Annotated in this window: 20 protein-coding genes and 1 pseudogene; 11 read left to right on the top strand and 10 right to left on the bottom strand. The window is 67.9% G+C overall.

The annotated features are described in order from the left end of the window. Positions 1–4: 4 nt before the first annotated feature. The gene (locus ACQP06_RS16785; RefSeq protein WP_433673056.1) at positions 5–448 is read right to left on the bottom strand and encodes a hypothetical protein; all 444 of its coding nucleotides are present in this window, start codon (positions 446–448) and stop codon (positions 5–7) included. 73 nt (positions 449–521) lie between these two features. Here ACQP06_RS16785 and ACQP06_RS16780 point away from each other — a divergent pair, with 73 nt between their 5' ends. The 4 genes from ACQP06_RS16780 (at position 522) to ACQP06_RS16765 (ending at position 4,283) form a co-directional block, all read left to right on the top strand. Next, positions 522–809, top strand: coding sequence for a hypothetical protein (locus tag ACQP06_RS16780; RefSeq protein ID WP_433673055.1), 288 nt, complete (start codon positions 522–524; stop codon positions 807–809). Positions 810–893: 84 nt separating this feature from the next. Next, entirely contained in the window at positions 894–1,673 is a 780-nt protein-coding gene (locus ACQP06_RS16775; protein ID WP_433673054.1) for an alpha/beta fold hydrolase, read from the top strand. A 79-nt stretch (positions 1,674–1,752) separates the two neighbouring features. After that, on the top strand, positions 1,753–2,679 hold the full coding sequence (locus ACQP06_RS16770; protein WP_433673053.1) for an acetoacetate decarboxylase family protein: 927 nt from the start codon (positions 1,753–1,755) through the stop codon (positions 2,677–2,679). Further along, positions 2,676–4,283, top strand: coding sequence for a succinic semialdehyde dehydrogenase (locus tag ACQP06_RS16765; RefSeq protein ID WP_433673052.1), 1,608 nt, complete (start codon positions 2,676–2,678; stop codon positions 4,281–4,283). The genes ACQP06_RS16770 and ACQP06_RS16765 overlap by 4 nt, the downstream gene beginning before the upstream one ends. A gap of 18 nt (positions 4,284–4,301) precedes the next feature. Here ACQP06_RS16765 and ACQP06_RS16760 read toward each other — a convergent pair whose 3' ends face one another. Both ACQP06_RS16760 and ACQP06_RS16755 read right to left on the bottom strand, forming a co-directional pair. Next, positions 4,302–4,742 carry a nitroreductase family deazaflavin-dependent oxidoreductase gene (locus ACQP06_RS16760; protein WP_433673051.1) on the bottom strand — a complete coding sequence of 147 codons (441 nt, stop codon included), beginning with the start codon at positions 4,740–4,742 and terminating at the stop codon, positions 4,302–4,304. Positions 4,743–4,844: 102 nt separating this feature from the next. Continuing rightward, positions 4,845–5,453, bottom strand: a complete 609-nt coding sequence (locus tag ACQP06_RS16755) for a TetR/AcrR family transcriptional regulator (protein ID WP_433673050.1) — start codon at positions 5,451–5,453, stop codon at positions 4,845–4,847. Between the two features lie 218 nt (positions 5,454–5,671). On the opposite strand from ACQP06_RS16755, the gene ACQP06_RS16750 reads away from it, so the two are divergent. The 4 genes from ACQP06_RS16750 (at position 5,672) to ACQP06_RS16735 (ending at position 10,691) form a co-directional block, all read left to right on the top strand. After that, positions 5,672–6,676 (top strand): AraC family transcriptional regulator ligand-binding domain-containing protein, encoded by a 1,005-nt coding sequence (locus ACQP06_RS16750; protein ID WP_433673049.1) that lies wholly within the window; start codon positions 5,672–5,674, stop codon positions 6,674–6,676. A gap of 133 nt (positions 6,677–6,809) precedes the next feature. Next, complete coding sequence (locus ACQP06_RS16745) at positions 6,810–9,890, top strand: protein kinase domain-containing protein (RefSeq protein ID WP_433673048.1); 3,081 nt, start codon at positions 6,810–6,812, stop codon at positions 9,888–9,890. A gap of 97 nt (positions 9,891–9,987) precedes the next feature. After that, on the top strand, positions 9,988–10,383 hold the full coding sequence (locus ACQP06_RS16740) for a Zn-ribbon domain-containing OB-fold protein (protein WP_433673047.1): 396 nt from the start codon (positions 9,988–9,990) through the stop codon (positions 10,381–10,383). Next, on the top strand, positions 10,380–10,691 hold the full coding sequence (locus ACQP06_RS16735; RefSeq protein ID WP_433673046.1) for a hypothetical protein: 312 nt from the start codon (positions 10,380–10,382) through the stop codon (positions 10,689–10,691). Before ACQP06_RS16740 ends, ACQP06_RS16735 begins: the two co-directional genes overlap by 4 nt. A 110-nt stretch (positions 10,692–10,801) precedes the next feature. Here the strand turns inward: ACQP06_RS16735 and ACQP06_RS16730 are convergent, their stop codons facing one another. From ACQP06_RS16730 to ACQP06_RS16720, 3 genes are all read right to left on the bottom strand, one after another. Next, positions 10,802–11,773 carry a Gfo/Idh/MocA family protein gene (locus ACQP06_RS16730; RefSeq protein ID WP_433673045.1) on the bottom strand — a complete coding sequence of 324 codons (972 nt, stop codon included), beginning with the start codon at positions 11,771–11,773 and terminating at the stop codon, positions 10,802–10,804. After that, the gene (locus tag ACQP06_RS16725) at positions 11,770–12,621 is read right to left on the bottom strand and encodes a helix-turn-helix domain-containing protein (RefSeq protein ID WP_433673346.1); all 852 of its coding nucleotides are present in this window, start codon (positions 12,619–12,621) and stop codon (positions 11,770–11,772) included. Before ACQP06_RS16725 ends, ACQP06_RS16730 begins: the two co-directional genes overlap by 4 nt. A 148-nt stretch (positions 12,622–12,769) precedes the next feature. Next, positions 12,770–13,198 carry a response regulator transcription factor gene (locus ACQP06_RS16720; RefSeq protein WP_433673044.1) on the bottom strand — a complete coding sequence of 143 codons (429 nt, stop codon included), beginning with the start codon at positions 13,196–13,198 and terminating at the stop codon, positions 12,770–12,772. 338 nt (positions 13,199–13,536) lie between these two features. Here ACQP06_RS16720 and ACQP06_RS16715 point away from each other — a divergent pair, with 338 nt between their 5' ends. Further along, a complete protein-coding gene (locus tag ACQP06_RS16715) occupies positions 13,537–13,989 on the top strand; it encodes a hypothetical protein (RefSeq protein ID WP_433673043.1) in 453 nt (150 codons plus the stop codon). Positions 13,990–14,132: 143 nt separating this feature from the next. Further along, positions 14,133–14,330: a three-helix bundle dimerization domain-containing protein gene (locus ACQP06_RS16710; protein ID WP_433673042.1), complete on the top strand. Its 198-nt coding sequence runs from the start codon at positions 14,133–14,135 to the stop codon at positions 14,328–14,330. 60 nt (positions 14,331–14,390) lie between these two features. On the opposite strand, the gene ACQP06_RS16705 is transcribed toward ACQP06_RS16710, so the two are convergent. Continuing rightward, a complete protein-coding gene (locus ACQP06_RS16705; RefSeq protein WP_433673041.1) occupies positions 14,391–14,795 on the bottom strand; it encodes a hypothetical protein in 405 nt (134 codons plus the stop codon). A 379-nt stretch (positions 14,796–15,174) separates the two neighbouring features. Here ACQP06_RS16705 and ACQP06_RS16700 point away from each other — a divergent pair, with 379 nt between their 5' ends. Continuing rightward, on the top strand, positions 15,175–15,837 hold the full coding sequence (locus ACQP06_RS16700) for a TetR/AcrR family transcriptional regulator (RefSeq protein ID WP_433673040.1): 663 nt from the start codon (positions 15,175–15,177) through the stop codon (positions 15,835–15,837). Positions 15,838–15,893: 56 nt separating this feature from the next. On the opposite strand, the gene ACQP06_RS16695 is transcribed toward ACQP06_RS16700, so the two are convergent. From ACQP06_RS16695 to ACQP06_RS16685, 3 genes and pseudogenes are all read right to left on the bottom strand, one after another. Beyond that, on the bottom strand, positions 15,894–16,376 hold the full coding sequence (locus ACQP06_RS16695) for an adenosine-specific kinase (protein ID WP_433673039.1): 483 nt from the start codon (positions 16,374–16,376) through the stop codon (positions 15,894–15,896). A 71-nt stretch (positions 16,377–16,447) separates the two neighbouring features. Next, a pseudogene (locus ACQP06_RS16690) lies at positions 16,448–16,585 on the bottom strand (VOC family protein); the annotation flags it as partial. Then, the gene (locus tag ACQP06_RS16685) at positions 16,585–17,094 is read right to left on the bottom strand and encodes a hypothetical protein (protein WP_433673038.1); all 510 of its coding nucleotides are present in this window, start codon (positions 17,092–17,094) and stop codon (positions 16,585–16,587) included. The gene ACQP06_RS16685 and the pseudogene ACQP06_RS16690, both read right to left, overlap by 1 nt. Between the last annotated feature and the right edge of the window lie 148 nt (positions 17,095–17,242).

Genomic DNA, 17,242 nt, shown 5'->3' with positions numbered 1-17,242 from the left:
CTCGTTACTCCAGTGCGGTGGACACGCCGGCCCCGTCGTCGACCGGCGCGTCCACCGGCAGCGGCGACGTGAGGCCCACGATCGCCCCGACCGACGCCCCCAACGCCGCGCCCAGCACGGCCGCGGGTCCGGCCACGACGGCCACGCCGACAGCCGCCCCGACGAGCGGTCCGACCACCAAACCGGTAGGCAGGAACGGGATTCCGGCGACGAATCCGAGACCGGCGCCGACCAGTCCGGTGACGATCGCCAGCGGCGCGGACACGCCCGCCCCGATCCCCGCCCCGATGGCGGCGCCGACGCCCGCGTCGACCACGGTGACACCGCACCGCTGCGCATCGACCGGAACGGACGCGCACAGCGAACCCACGAACTCCGGATCCACGCCCGGCAGCGGCTCCGCCGCGTCGATCGCGGGCAGATCGATCGCAGGTAGTTGACCGTTCATTAGCCAATCCGGTGGCGCCGGTAGCGCGGCGGGCGGCGGCGCGTCATTCTCCGGCGCTGCCGAGGCGACTCCGGTGCCGAGCAGCACGGCGAACGGCAAAGCACCCGCAATCAACAGTGGTCGCGACCGGATCCACCAATTGGCTTCCAGCATTCCGCACCTCCTGAGCGAAAAACTGCTCTACATCGAGCAATTGCTTGATGCCCTAGAGATCTTAAGCGGAGCGCATGGCGAAATAAGGACGAAACTCCAATATCAAATCACAATCAGCAAATCCACCGTCACACCCCATATTCCGCGCCCTCCCCCCACCTTCGGCGCGCCGCCGGCCGACCTCCCGCGGGCTCGTGCCCACAATTAGCCACCCACCCGATACACCACCACGGGCGGCGAATTCTCCTGTCCGCCAGCCGATGTGATGGCGGATATCTGTCACCATCGATATATGTCGCAATACAGAGAAGCCGTGGAATCGGCGGACGGCACCCGCATCGTCTTCCACTCCCGAGGCGACGGCCCGACCCTGGTTATCGTCCCCGGCGCGCTGGTCACCCTCGACTTCTATTTCCAGCTGGCAGAATTGCTGGCCCCGGCCTACCGGGTCCTCGTGGTCGAACGACGAGAATACGGCGAGAGCGGGAACGGCCCGCGCCCCGCCGAATTCACCGCCCAGGCCGCCGACCTGGCAGCGGTGCTCGCGACCCTGGACGACCCCGCCTTCGTCTTCGGGCATTCCGCGGGCGGCCTGGTCGCCTTGCACGCACTCCACCGGGACCAGTCGATGGTCCGCCGCCTCGCGCTCTACGAGCCCCCGGTGTCCCTCGCCGGTCCCCCGCTGGCATCGACCCTCGACACGATCCGCGACCATATGGCCGCCTCGCACCCTGCGGACGCGATCATCGAATTCTTCACCGCCATTGTCGAACCCACCCCGCCCCGCGCGGCCTTGCAGCCCCTCGCCGACACCTTGGCCTTCCGAGCCTCGGGCCTGGTGGCCGACCTCGAATGCCTGACCGCCATGAACGCCGACATCACCCCCTGGTCGGCCATCGACATCCCCGCCCTCCTGCTCGCGGGCGGGCTCACCGACCCCTACGGCACCGAGAGCGTCGAACTACTCCAGGCGACGCTCCCGGATGCGCGCACCATCACCCTGCCGGGGCAGTTCCACCACCCCCACGACGCCGCCGCGGTGGCCGCGACACTTCGGGAGTTCTTCGTCTGAGCAGGCGTGTTGACACCGCTTACATTCGATCCTAGCCTGATGTTAACACCGCATACATCAGAGCGAGGAACCCGAGAACATGCCATCGACCTCCCCGGACACAGCCAAGGTCTCCCTCGACGGCCGCGTCGTCACCGTCCCGAAAGGCGGCATGTACGACACGTACCGGATGCGGCCCGACCTCGACGCCATCGCGGCGGATCCACGGGTGAGCAGCGTGGACTTCTTCCGCCGAATGCCCAAGACCGAGGTCGACTCCCTCATCGGCAAGACGTTCACCCCGAACTTCTACTACCGCATCTCGACCGCCCGGCTGGTGATGCTCGCCCGCACCCGCACCATCCGGGGCCGACTCCCCCGCGAGCTCGCACCGCTCGAGGTCGTGCCCGGCATCGGGATCGTCTCGCTCATGCTGTTCCGCTACGACGTCTGCGATATCGACTTCTACACCGAGGCGGCGGTCGGCATCGCGGTCCGCCCGGCCCGGCACGGACGCCTCGGCACGGTGGACCTGCTCGCCGGACTCGCCGACGACCATCTGCACTCGTATGTGCTGTCGCTCCCGGTCAGCAGCGAGATTGCCCAGGTGCGCGGCCACGACGGCTACGGATTCCCCAAGTGGGTCACCGATATCGACATCGACATCCGGGCCGATCGGACCACCGCCCGGGTGGCGAACGACGACGGCGGCACCGATATCGCGCTGTCGGTGGCGACACCCGCGCAGACCACCCACCGCACCGGAGCACAGGTCTCCTCGCTCACCTCCTACACCCGGATCGACGGGGCGTGGCACTCGACGCTGAGCCAGACCAACACCCTGGCGGCCGGCAGCTCCCTGCTGCCGCGCGGCGTCGACCTCGAACTCGGGACCGGCCGCATGGCAGCGGATCTGCGGTCGCTGGCACCGTTCCGGACCATTCGGCTCGATGTCATGACCGAAGGCCAACTCGCCCTCCACATGCCGGTCCCGACCTCGGTCCCCACCCTCGGAGCAGCGTCATGACCCTCGAGTACGCCTCGCCCAACCGCGCAGCCGGTGGCACCGGCCACCCGTCCGCTGCCCCGGCATCGACCGCCGAGCTCATCCCCCGACTCGCCGCCCGGGTCACCGCAGCACCCGACGCTGCCACGGTGACCAAGACGATCCCATACACGGGCACCGCCTTGACCGAGCTGCCAGTGTCGACGAACACCGACGTCGAAGCCGCGTTCGCCCGCGCGCGGACCGCGCAGAAGCGGTGGGCAGCAACGTCTTTCCGGGAGCGCAAGGCGATCATGCTGCGCTTCCACGATCTACTGCTCGAACGTCAGCACGAGGTCCTCGACCTGATGCAGGCCGAGAGCGGCAAGACGCGGCGCGACGCCTTCCTCGAAGTCGTCGATGTGGCGATCGTGGCCCGCTACTACGCGCGGCGTGCCGCGGGGCTGCTCGCACCCACGCGCCGCCGCGGCGCGATCCCGCTGCTGACCCACACCACCGAGCTGCGCCACCCCAAAGGCGTTGTCGCCGTGATCTCCCCGTGGAACTACCCGCTCAGCATGGCGGCGACCGACGCGATCCCGGCGCTGCTCGCGGGCAACGCCGTGGTGCAGAAGCCCGACACCCAGACCGCGATCACCGCGCTGTGGGCCCTGGACCTGATGCGTGAGGCCGGTCTGCCCGACGACGTATGGCAGATGGTGGTCGGGCGGGGCAGCGATATCGGCGACACGCTGATGAACAACGCCGACTACATCATGTTCACCGGCTCGACGGCCAGCGGTCGCCGCATCGCGCGCGACGCCGGTGAGCGGCTCATCGGGGCATCCCTGGAACTGGGCGGCAAGAACGCCATGTTGATCCTCGACGACGCCGATATCTCTCGGGCCGCCGCCGGCGCGGTCAATGCCTGCTTCCCGTCGGCGGGTCAGCTCTGCGTCTCGATCGAGCGTCTCTACGTCGCCGAATCGATCCGGGAGGAATTCGTCGCCGCCTTCGTCGCCCGCACACGCAAGCTGAGCACCGGCGCGGCGTACGACTTCAGCCGCGATGTCGGGTCGCTCACGACCACTTCGCAACTGGAGACCGTCACCGCGCACGTCGACAATGCGGTGGCCAAGGGGGCGACGGTGCTGGCGGGCGGCCGGGCTCGACCCGATCTGGGTCCGCTGTTCTTCGAGCCGACGATTCTCACCGATGTCACACCGGAGATGACGCTGTACGCGCACGAGACCTTCGGGCCGGTCGTGTCGGTCTACTCGTTCGACGATCTCGACGACGCGGTCGAGCGGGCCAATGCCACCCCCTACGGTCTCAATGCCAGCGTGTGGACTCGCGATGGCGCCAAGGGCCGGGCCGTCGCGGCCCGCCTGCACGCGGGGACTGTCAACGTCAATGACGCGTTCGCCGCCGCCTGGGGCAGCATCGACGCGCCGATGGGCGGGGTGGGCGACTCCGGACTCGGGCGCCGTCACGGTGCCGAGGGCATTCTCAAGTACACCGAGGCACAGACCATCGCCCACCAGCGCGTCATGGGATTCACCCCGCCGGGCGCCGTGCCGTATCGGGCGTGGGCGGGCATGCTCACCACGTGGCTGAAGGTGATGAAGCGCTTCGGCGTCCGGTGAATCGCCCGCCCACCCGTCTCAGTCCTTGAATTCGCAGACCACGACCGGAATCTCGCGGGCGGTCCGCTTCTGATAGTTCGCATAGCCCTGGTACGCCGAGGTGATCTGCGGCCAGAGGACCGCCCGCTCCTCGGGGCTCGCGGTGTGCGCGTGCACTTTTCGGCGTCGCCCGTAGATCACGGCCTCGGCGTCGGGGGTGGTCTGCAGGTTGTGGTACCAGTCGGGGTTCCGGTCGTCACCGCCTTTCGAGGCGACCAGGACGATCCGGTGCGCATCGTGCACCGGGGCCGTGAGATAGCACGACCGCGGTTGCCCCGATTTCCGTCCGATCGTGTGCAATTCGACCACCGGCATTCCGAACGGATTGGCCAGCAGCTTGTTTCCGCTGACCGTGAGGACGATCCGGTGTGCGAAGTTCATCAGTTTGGCTCCGCGGTCTGCCACCGTGTTCTTGTTCATAGCGCACCTCCTGTGTCGAGTTAGCGGCGCTAACATTACCAAAGGTGTGAGCAGCGTCAACATTCATTGTTGCCGGTCGGCGACCCCGACCGCGTCGGTATGTCAGTTGGCGTGAGGCGCGTTGGCGACCTGGCTCGACGCGCCGAGCACCGCGAAGACCGCGGCGCGAATACGGTCGGCGACAGCCTCATCGGAGACCGCCTCGAACTTGCCGTCCAGGTGCAGGAACGCCAGGCCGTGGACCAACGCCCACACCGCGATGGCCATCGCTTCCGGATCCGACGCCGGAAACGCCTGCCGCACAATGTTCTCGACGTACTCGTGAATCGCCTCGGTGGCCGCGACCCGTTCCGGACTCGTCGGATCACACGGATCGGCGAACATCACCCGGAACAACCCCGGCCGATCCAAGGCGAACCGCACGTACGCGATGGCGATCAGCGCCAGATCCTCGGGCGAGACCGGCGCGGGATGCACGGCGGCCAAACGGCTTGCGAGATCGCGGTATCCGACCGCGGCGACCGCGGACAGCAGGGCTTCGCGGTCCGCGAAATGGCGGTAGGGCGCGGCCGTCGACACCCCGGCACGTCGGGCCACGGCACGCAAGGACAGGTCGGCGGCGCCGTTCTCCTCGAGCAGCTCGACCGCCGCGCGCAACAGCGCCGAGGGCAGGTCGCCGTGATGATACGGCTGAGTGGTCGACGACGTCACCGAACGAATCTATCAAGCGGCGACGCCACGCCGGCCCAGCCACCGGCCGATCTTCCGCTCGAACACCGCCCTAACGCGGCCCCGGTCTCCGCCGATAGCGGGGTGTGGACGCCGACCGTCGCGCCCGGTTCGCGGCCCCACCCGGTGCTGGTTACGGATCGCCGCCGCGTCTACGATCCACCCATCGACCGGGGGGACGACGATGCGTAGGAGGGGCATTGCGCACTGATCTGACTCTGCTGCACCAGTTTGTGCTCTCGCAGCTGACCTCCATGGGACTGGACCGCAACCGCCTGATCCAGGAATCCGGTGTGCCGGAGTGGACACTGACCGGCGGCGGCGTCCATGTCCCCAGCGAGACCTTCTGGCGCCTGTGGGAGACCGGGGCGAAGATGCTCGACGATCCGGACGTGGCGCTGCGGGTCGCGAGCCGGTACCAGCTCCGGGCAACCGGGCTCTACGACTATTTGTTCACCAGCGCACCGACCTTGGGCGCCGGACTGGCGACCTGCGGCCCCTATGTCAGCGCCGTCACCACCAACCACAATTTCAACCTCGTCGACGACGACCGCGGGCCGACGCTGCGCCTGGACATGGTCGACGGGGCCGACGCGACCCGCGACCACACCCAGCTGTGGGGTTTGGCCGCCGTGCTGACCCGGGCACGCCGCGTGGTCGACGCCCCCCTGGACCCCGTCCGAGTGACCATGCGCCGCAACGCACCTCGGCGGCTCGACGCCTACCGGGACGTATTCGGCGACGCCACAATCGAATTCGGCGCGGACACCGACGCGATGACCTTCCGCCCAGCCGATCTGGACCTGCCGCTCACCACCGCCGACCCGGTCCTCGCCGCCGTACTGCAACCCCTCGCGGACGCGCTGCCGCCTCCCCCGCCCCTGATCTCCGCGTGGCCCGAACGGGTCGCCGTGGCGGCGGCCGCCGCCCTCGACGAGGGTGACGCGTCCTTGGAACGGGTCGCGCGGCGGCTCACCACGAGCCCGCGCACCCTCCAGCGCCGGCTCGCCGAAGCCGGGACGACGTGGCGGCGTGAACTGGACCGGGCGCGCTCGGCCCGACTCGGCGCGGCGCAGGCGACCGGACCGCTGAGCCGCGGCAAACAGGCACAACTGCTGGGGTACGCCGACGAGTCCTCCATGCGCCGGGCCGCGCTGCGCTGGGCGGTCGCCACCAGCACGCACCGCTCGCCGCTGCAGCCGTGAGCGATCGACGATCGAGACCGACCGCCGAATAGCTGTATATCTGCTCGTCATCGGCGATAGGCTGGGCACAGTCGAAAGGTGAGTCGATAATGGCCGGTGCTCGCAGCCGTACCGTGAGGATTGCGCGCGGCCGATGATCGACGACGCTACGAACCGTATCCCCCGCGACGTGAACCTGACGGTAGCGGAGGAATTGCGTGAGCTCGGCTTCGAGAATGCCGAAGAGATGGCTCGCGGCGGTTTCGGCGTGGTCTACCGATGTCGGCAAGCGGGGTTGGATCGCACGGTCACGGTGAAGGTCCTGACCGGGGACCTGGACGAGGAGAGCCAGACGCGGTTCGTGTGGGAGCAGCAGGCTCTGGGCCGGCTGACCGGGCATCCCAATCTCGTCACCGTGCTCGCGGCCGGTGTCAGCAGCGGCGGGCGGCCCTATCTCGTCCAGCCGTATCACCCCGTGGACTCGCTGGGTGCGCGGATCCGGCAGCGGGGCGCGCTTCCCGTCGATGACGTGCTGAAGGTCGGGGCCGGGATCGCCCGGGCACTCGAGAGCGCGCATCGGCTGGGCATCGTGCACGGCGACGTGCGGCCGGACAGTGTTCTCTTCCCCGAATACGGTGAAGCCGCCCTGACCGACTTCGGAATCGCGCGCGCTTCCGAAGGCTCCCGAACTTCTAACGAGGGCCCGGCGACTCCCGACGCCGATATCCATGGGCTCGGCGCCACCATGTTCTGGGCGCTGACCGGGCACGCCGCCTCCGAGCCGCAGGCACCGGACCTGCGCGAGCGCGGCTTCCCCACCGAGGTGTGCACCGTCGTGGAAGCGGCGATGCACCGCGATCCCGCACAACGACCCTCCGCCGCGGAGCTCGGCGCGACCATCCGGCAGATACAGCAACGCGGCGCCTCGCGAACTACCCGGCACCATCGCCCGCTGCTGCCTGAATTGACCAGCTTCATCAACCGGCGCGCAGAGTTGAGCGCACTCAAGCACCAGCTCACCGTCTCGAGGCTGGTGACGCTGGCCGGGATGGGCGGCGTCGGCAAGACCCGGCTGGCGCTGCGGGCGGCCTCAGTCGCGCAACGCGATTTCGCCGACGGGGTGTGGGCGATCGACCTGGCCGACGTGCGCGACCCGTCGCTGGTGGCTCCCATCGTCGCGGCCGCTCTGGGTGTGCGGGCCGATTCGGCTCGACCGGTCCATGACACGCTCGTCGAGTATCTGCGATCCCGGGAAACGCTGCTCGTCGTCGACAACTGCGAGCAGGTCGCCAAACCGATGGCGAGCCTGGCCGAGACATTGTTGTCGGCATGCCCGGGACTGCGGATGCTGGTCACCAGCCGCGAACCGCTGGATATCGGCGGCGAAGCGGTGCAGCGACTACTGCCGCTGAGCGTGCCCGCCGCCGACCGCGAGCCGACGCTGCGACAGCTCCGCAAGTACGACGCCGTGACGCTGTTCGCCGATCGCGCCGGCACGGTCGTGCCCGGCTTCGAGGTGACCGAGGAGAACATGGCCGCAGTGGCCGGGATCTGCGCCCGGTTGGACGGTCTGCCCCTGGCGATCGAACTCGCGGCGGCTCGCATGCGCACGATGTCGCCGGACCAGATCCTGCAGCGGCTCACCGACCGGTTCGCCCTGCTCACCCGGGGTCACCGCACCGCGCCGACCCGGCAGCAGGCCCTGCGGTGGTGCATCGATTGGAGCTATGAGCTGTGCACCCCGGCCGAGCAGCGGCTGTGGGCCCGGTTGTCGGTGTTCGCCGGTGGTTTCGAACTCGAAGCCGTCGAGGCGGTGTGCGGCGCCGAGGCCGAGGCGGCGGAACTGCTCGACGTGCTCTCCTCGCTGGTGGACAAATCGGTGGTGATCAGGGAGGAACCCGACGGCGCGGTCCGCTTCCGGATGCTCGACACCGTCCGGGAGTACGGGCAGGACAAGCTGCGGGAGGCCGGTGCCGACGAGGAATTCCGGCGCGCGCACCGGGACTGGTACCGGCGGCTGGTGCTCGACGCCGAGGGCGACTGGATCAGCGACCGGCAATGCGACTGGATGGCCCGGCTCGACCGCGAGCAGGGCAATATCCGGGCAACGCTCGAATTCTGTATGACCGACCCGACCGAGCAGTCGGCCGAAGCGGGGCTGCGCATCAGCGCCGCGTCCCTCACCTTCTGGAGCTTCCGCGGCCTGTTCGGTGAAGGCCGCCGCTGGCTCGAGCGAGCCCTGGCCCATCCGTGCGCGCGCTCCACAACCGACCAGGTCCGGGCGCTGCACGCCAGCGTATTCATGGCCACGCGGCAATGGGACCTCGAGACGGCCGCCACCCTGCTCGCCCACGGGCGGGTGCTCGCCGAGCGCGATCCCACACCCCTGAATCAAGCCTTGATCGCGTATGCGGAGGGAGATCTGGCGCTCTATCGCGACGACCCCCCGCGCGCGGTGTCGTGCATCAATCGAGCCATCGAGGTGCTGAGCTCCGAGCCGCGCGGATGCCTGCACGTCTCCGCGCTGCTGTTGCTCGGTGTGGCGTACGCGCAGCAGGGCGACGCCGAGCGCGCCGCCGAGTGCCATCAGCGGATGCTGTCGATCACCGAGGAATGCGGCGAGTCGCTGTTCCGCTCGACCGCCCTGGGAATGACCGCGATCGCGGCCTACCGCCGGGGAGAGGGCTCCCGCGCACAGGATCTGCTGCGGGAATCACTGCAGCTCAACCGGCGCGTGCGCAGCCTGCTCGTCGCGGCGCTCGATCTCGAAGTGCTGGCGTGGATCGCCGCCGGCACCGACAGCCAGCGAGCCGCCGTGCTGATGGGCGCGGCAGCGAACATGATGCGGACCGCCCCCGGCGTGGCGATCTACTTCCCCCAGATGGTCGAAGCCCACCTCGATTGCGAGCGAGCGGTGCGTGGCGCGCTCGGCGCCGCGCGCTTCGATACGGCGTGGCGACGCGGACGCGCGATGCGGGTCAACGCCGCGGTCGCCTACGCCCTGAACGAGGAACGGCCGGCCGACGCACCACGCCCCGGCGCGACGACTCTGACCAAACGGGAACGCCAGGTCGCGGGCCTCGTCGCCGAAGGGCTCACCAACAAGCAGATCGCGACCCAGCTGGTGATCGCCCAGCGCACCGTGGACGCGCACGTCGAGCACATCCTGGCCAAGCTCGGGTTCAACTCACGCGCCCAGATCGCGGCGTGGATCGTGGACGCGGACCAAAAATAGGTATACCCAGTGGCCATTCCACCGTCGTGTGTGACGCCCGGACCGACGATGCTGAAAACCGAAATCCACCAGCACCGGTCCACGGAGGTTCGGTTCCATGTCCCTACCGATTGCCCAGCACACAGCGAGTGTCAGCGACGACGAAGACCTGTTCGCAATCCGGCGATGCGCGGCCTGCGACAAGCTGTTCGGGCCGATGATCGGCGCCTGTTCGGCCTGCGCGTCCGACGACCTCGAGTGGGTGCCCGCGTCCGGGTCCGGTTCGATCGTGTCCTCGCGGAGTGTGCACCGCACGGGTGATCCGCATGGCGCGTCGACGCCGATGACCATCGCCATCGTCGAACTCGACGAGGGACCCTGGGTCTACACCTCCCTCGAAGGCGAGGTGCCGCTGTTCTCCATCGGGCCGGTGCGGGTGCGCTTCCAGCAGAGCCGCGAGGACGGATTTCCGGTCGTCACCGTCGCCGACCGCACGAACCGGGTGCTTCGATGACCACTTTGCAGCCGCTCGCCTACGGATACGTGCGCGACGATCTGTTGACCAACCGCGACCCGAGTGCCAGCGACACGCTACTGCGAGCCGCGGCCCGATCCCTCGGGTACGTGCTGGGCACGGTTTTCCACGAGCCGGGACCTCAGAGCGCGACATTGCCCCCGGTGTTCGTCGACCTCGTCCACGAATGCCGGCGAGCCGAAGCCTGCACGGTGCTGACGCTCCCCGGACATCTGGCGAGCACGTCCATGTGCCGCAAGGTCCTGCTCGCGATCCTGGACGCCGCAGTGCAGGAAGTCCACGCATGAGCGTCGTCTCCGTGCCGCTGACGCCGGTGGCGATGCTGTTCATCCTCGGATATCGAATCCTTCAGATGACCGAGGCGACCTACTACAGGTGGTCCGATCGACGCCGCTGCTCATCCGACGGTGCCGCGCGGGTGTAACCCGGCGGCTCGGTACACGTCGTCGATCAGTTCCATATTCACGACGGAGTCCTCGGGCGGCGTGAGGTTGGTGCCGGCGCCGGACACCGCGCTCGCGAACGCGCGCAGCTGGCGGACGTAGGTGGGTTCACCCGGGATCCGCTCGCGGCGGGTGACGCCGTCCACGGTCACCGTCACGCGGTGGAAGGCTTGCGGCAGTACGTGATTGAGGACCTTCATGGTTCCGCGCTCACCCTCGACCCGCAGCCCGATCCGCAACAGCGAACGCGACCACATCGACGCGTTGATCCGGCCCACCGCACCGGACCGGAAACGGAAGTCCGCGGTCATGGCACGATCCACGCCGGGACTCCGCAGCAGCGCCCGCGCCGCGGTCACCTCCGGGCGGTCGGGTTCGAACAGTCGCATGCTGTGGATCGCGTAGCAGCCCGCGTCCATGGTGGCCCCGCCCGCGAGGTCCAGCCGATAACGGATGTCACCGAACTTGGGCAGCGGGAAGCACATCGAGCTCTCCACCCGCCGGATCGCGCCCAGCTCGGTCGCGGCGATCTCCCGCATGCGCTCGGCCAGTGGGTGATACCGATAGTGGAAGCCCTCCATGACGGTGAGCCCGGTGCGCCGCGCTTCCTCGGCGACCTGCCGGGCTTCGGCGGCATTGGCCGTGAGTGGCTTCTCGCACAGGACATGTCGACCCGCGGCCAGCGCCTGCAATGTCCACCGCGCGTGCAGCGAATTGGGCAACGGGATGTAGACCGCGTCCACCGCGCTCAGCAGGTCGGCGTAGGAGTCGTATACCTGCGCGATCCCGTGCTTGCGGGCGAACGCCTCCGCTCGGGTGCGGTCCCGGGCCGCGATCGCGGTGACCTCGACCTCCGGCACCACCGCGGCGGGTCCGATCAGCGCGGTGGGCGCGATCGACGCCGCACCCAGGATCCCGATTCTCAAGACACTCTCCCTTTTTCGATCGACCCCGACCCCGCCGTGGTGCGCGCGGCCGCGCTCGACAACAACTCCACGGCCGTCGCGATCTGCGATCCCGACATCTCGCGCCCCGGATGCAGCCAGAGGTGCGCGTCGATGCGGCCGTCCGCCCCGAAGACGGGCACGCCCAGCACCGTCACATCGATCGACTCGTCGCCGTCGGGCGCGGTGGGAAAATACTCGGCGGGCCCGAGCCGGGCCAGCAGCGACAAGACCGCGTCCTGCAACCGACCGTCGGCACTCGACGGCGATCCGGCGATATCGGCCAGGACGTCACGGAGTTTCGTGGCGGCCGGGGTGAAGCGTTCGAGGACGAATCCGCGCCGCGCGGTCTGCTCCAGTGCATGCCGGAGCTCCTCGCGCTCAACGGGATTCACGGTGTCGGGCACGCGGTTCATCCAGGCGTCGTGCCCGGCGGGATCGAACGCGGCGAACACCATCCCGACCGGCGGCGCGTACGGAACCCGGCGGCCGATCAACTCCCCCGCGCCCGGGCCCACGGCGTCGACCAGCACGATCGAGTCCCCGTCCAGCACCGACACCCCGGCGGTGAATCCCGTGGTCGCGGCGAGGGACGGCAATTCCGAGGCGGCCGCCCGCGCCATCGGATACCCCGCCGCGGCGGCCCGGCCGATCGCGAGCATCGCCGGTCCCAGGCCGTAGGTCAGATCGGTCCGGGTCACCCACCCGGACCGGACCAGGCTCACGAGGATGGCATGGCATGTGGCAGTGGTGATTTCGGCCGCGCGAGCCAGCTCGCTCAACGGGAACGATCGTCCCGGGTGCGCGGCGAGAATAGCCACGATCCGCACCACCCGCTGCGTGGGAGGCGACCCCGAGTCAGCCGACACAGCCACCGCATTCCTTTCGACTATTCGAAAGCACTCATCGCTATTTCGAATACTCGGCGAGAATACCCGGCATCACAGCCCACCGCTCAGCGGGCGGGCAAACATTCGGTCAGAACCCGAGACCGGTGTGGATTCGATCGAGCAGGTCGCCGGTCCGGAACGGTTTGGGCAGATACCCCGACGCGCCCGCGCTGATCGCGAGGCCCACGAGGTCGGGATCGGTTTCGGTGGTCACGATCAGGATCGGCACCGACGAGGCCGCCCGCAGTCGCAGGCAGAACTCGGGTCCGGACAGGTCCGGCAACATCAGATCGGTCAGCACCAGATCCGGCTTCCAGCTGGTGACGGCGGCGAGCGCCTGGGCAGCCGTCGACGTGTGCACGGCGTCATAACCGGCCGCGCCGAGTACCAGCAGAGTCATCTCGGCGGTCGCGGGATGTTGCTCGACGATCAGCACCCGGGCCGCCGGCCGAATCTCGTCCCGCACGTCGATCGGCGGACGGCTGGCTCGAATTGTGGAGAGTTGATGAAGGTTCATGGACGTATCCCTTGCTGACCGGAATCCCCGACCCGGTGTGACCCGCCCCACCTTTCCGGACGGAACTCGACGCTAAGCCGAACAGCAACTTGTCAGCAATAGCTGCGTGCTCTGAACCGTCCGATTCATCACGATCGTCACGTTCCCGTGATCTCGCGGAGCCGAACCGGCGACCACCGTGACCGTATCGAGAGCAAACAGCCACTTGGAGTTCACCGACGCGGTGGCGAGGACGCTCCCGAGGCAGATCAGGGATCACCACCGGTCCGATGAAGCCTGGCGAAGCGCACTCTGGAACATGCACGGCGATCAGCTACCCGAGTAAGGAGAAGAGAGCAATGACCACCATCCACATGCACGCCAACACGCGTGTGACGCCCGAGCAGTTCGTCTCGGCCCTCACCGACTTCGGCCCGGGCCGATCGGAGCTGTTCGGCAACAGCGCCGGGTCGTACCTCGCGGTGCACGCCCAGGATGCCCAGCACGCGGACGTCACCGAAGGATCCACCGGAATCTGGGAGCGACTCGACTACGACTGGACCAACCCGGACCACGTCGTGCTGACCACCACCGACTCCAACGCGTGGGGTCACCACTCCGGGCACACCTACGACCTGACCCCGCGTCCCGACGGCACCACCGATATCGACTACACCGTGGTACGCGAGGGCAAGAATCCGCGTGGCTGGCTCCTCGGAGCGGTGGTCGCCACCGTCGGCCGGGGCGTGCTGACCAAGGCGTTCAAGAACTCGGTGACCGCGATCGAGGCCCGAACCGAGACCACCAGGTAGACGAGGCCCGTGTTCGACGAATTACTGGCGGGCACAGCCGAATAGCGGAATAGGCGCACCGTGACCAGATAGAGAGCAAACGGCCATACGGAGTTCATCGCGGTTCCCGAACGGCGCTCGACTACGAGGCGCGACCATGAAGTATGGCAGCGAATGATGAAGATCAGCAGATCGAGGAACTGGTTGGTCGGCTCACCACCAAGTTCCCGGCCGTCGGCGCGGGGACCGTCGCCGACATCGTCCACGATGCCCACCGCACGTTCGACGGACGTCCCGTCCGCGACTTCGTCCCGCTGCTGGTCGAGCGGATGGCCGCCCGCAGATTGACTACCGCCCCATAGTGATTCGAGGCTCGGGTACAGCTCCACAGCCGTCTCGGGCCGGACCGGTCGCGTCGGTTCTCAGCCCGCGGGCCGAGTGTGCCGGATGCCTCGCCAGCCGAGTGGGAGTTGGACGCGCCCCGCACGGATGTCGCTGATGAGGTGGGCGTAGCCGTCACGGACTTCGCCGAGGTGGACCCAGGCCGAGTGTCGAAGGTCCTCGCAGTCGCTGTGCAGCACCGTCCACCACGCTTCGGCGTAGGTCTTGGCCACGTGACTGATCACCTCGCCGAAGGTGTGGGTGTGGCGGCGGGCGCAACGGCTGTGGCGTACGGAAGAGGCGGCCCAAGAATTGATCTTGTCGATGACCTTCGCGATATCGGCGCACAACGCCGCCTCAGTGACCTCCGGTGCGTTCCGCCGCGGGTTCAGCACCGCGGAAATCAACGCGGCGTGCAGATCGCCGAGCTCTCTCGCCCACGTCACGAGTGGGAACGGTTCGGCAAGCCGCCCGGCGATCGCGGCCAAGAGTTGCTCCGGGGACAACAACGATTCAGAATCGGTCGCCGGGTGCTCGTCTGCCGCTATACCCGCATTCATGGGCGCCCACCCGTCGGGCTATCGAACGAGCCGGTCATGCGATGCATGCGAAAGCTCGTCGCTCATCGACGACTTCGGTGAGATTGGCGTGCTGATACATGGGCGGTAGGTCAACTTTTCGAGATGAATGGTTGATGTCGAGAACGCGCCGGTGCGACTCGGGGCATAATGCTAATACTGACTGCGCACTCAGTCAACGACGGTTAGCGCGGTCGATCGGTTCTCCAGGGGTGTCGGAGAATGTGGACGAACAGGGGTGGGATCGATGAATGAACGTGCGGCGGGACCTGGCAAGTCGGGCGCAATCCTCGACATGTTCACACGCCATGTCGCCGAAAAAGGCTATGACGGAACGAGTTTCAGCGAGGTAGCCCGCGAGCTCGGCATCTCGCAGGGCTTGATCGTGCACCATTACGGCACGAAGGCGCGATTGCTGGAAGCGCTGCACGTTTCCTATATGCGGCGCCGTGTCGACGAGGCGGAACGAATCGTCTCGATCTTCTCGACGCCACCCGAGCAGCTGGCCGGGTTGTTGCACGCGGCCATGCTCTATCAGGTACACGACCGGAACCGGACCGTCGCATTCCAGCGCGAGGTCGCCCGATTCGGCCAGCAGGAAGAGGATTCCGAGGGGCGCAAGCTGCGCAGGTATTACATCGGAATCCTGCGCGGCGTGCTCGAGGCGGGCATCGCATCCGGCGACTTCCATCCCGTCGACACCAGCATCCGGAGCCTGCTCATTTTCGGCGCCGCACAGTGGGCGTGGACGTGGTTCGAGCCGGGCGGACGCAATTCCGCCGAACAGGTCGGTTCCGAACTGGTGGATCTCACGCTCGGATCGCTATTGCGGAGCAGGGCGGAGTTACCGCGCCTGCGCGATCCCGACGGCGACCTCGTCGCCACGGTGATCGGCATCATCACCGCATAGGCGCGAATGACCGCGCTCGGGGCACGTCCTTGCCCCGCGCGTGAGTCCGGGTGGGCTCAGAGCTTGTAGCCGATGGCGCGGAGCAGCCGGTGCCGGTCGGCGCGGTCGGTCTCGGTTTCGATCCCGAGGGGCGGCGCACCGTCGACGACGCCGATGACGCCGCGCCCGAGCGAGGTTTCGGCGATGAGCACCTCGACGGGGTTGGCCGTGGCGCAGAAGACGGTGCAGAGCTCGGGGATGTGGCGGATCGCGTTGAGAACGTTGACCGGGTAGCCGTCGCGGAGGAAGACGATGAAGGAGTGGCCGGCGGCGAGGGCTGTCGCGTTCTTGGTGGCGAGCTCGGTCAGGCTGTCGTCGTTACCCGACCAGCGGATCAGGCGAGGGCCGGAGGCTTCGCAGAAGGCCAGCCCGAACCGGAGTTGCGGGCCGGTGCCGATGAGGGCTTCATGAAGGTCCTCGACGGTCTTGATGAAGTGGGACTGCCCGATGATGACATTGAGCTCATCGGGATTCTCGATGGGCACCGCTGTCAATTCCATACGGCTATCGTCCCTCGTCACGCCGTCGGGAAACAACCCGCCCGACTCGGGCCGAGCCCGGGTGCGACTCCCTACTGCTGGATACGCTCGGCCAACGAGACGATGATTCCTTCGGGTCCCCGGACATAGGCCATCCGCCACATGCCCTCGTATTCGCCGATGCCGCCCACCAGGCCGTACCCGTCTGCTGCGGCGTGGTCAACGGCACTCAGTCATTTCCCACGACATCGGCGCGGACACGGACCACGTCAGCGAGGTCGGCCCAACGGTTTCGCGTTGCGGTCAGGGTCGTGTCCGGTTCGGCGCGGGCCTTGCGACGCTGGTGCGCAGCCCATCGCGAGAGCGCATCCGTGATGACATACCGCATGTCCGGGTCCGCCAGATCGAGCACCAGCTCCTGGTTTCCCGGCTCGGCAGGGGCCGACCGATGCGTCCGCCGTTCAGGCATCCGAAGCTGGATCGAAGCCGGGCGGGGAAGAGCCGTGTGGTCGACTCGCATCCATTCTTTGACGACATCCAATGGTTGTTCGCCGAGACGGAAGGCCTCCGCGGCTTTGAGCGCACAACGCAGGCAGCGCGCTCGCCCCGGCGCGGTTTCAGGTGTGGCGGGCCGTCCCGTGCATCGCTGCGTCCAATCGCCCGTGTTGTGCGGGTCCACGATCAGGTGCACCACGTCCTGTTTGTCGACCGCGCTTCCCTCGACGATCCAGCTGTTCATCTCGAAAGCCTAACGAGCAAGAGGGCAATTTCGGTCTACGAGGACAGCCGTGTCCTCGGGCCTCATCAGGCCCGCGAATCGCTACGCCGATGGCACGCACGGGATTGATCGCACTACCCGCGATCACCCCCAATCAGACGGTGCACGT

Origin of the sequence: Nocardia sp. CA-136227 (genome assembly GCF_050955695.1) — a bacterium.
In the GTDB taxonomy this organism is placed as follows: Bacteria; Actinomycetota; Actinomycetes; order Mycobacteriales; family Mycobacteriaceae; genus Nocardia.
Note: the sequence above shows the minus strand (reverse complement) of the source record. Positions and strands in the feature narration are given on the sequence as shown.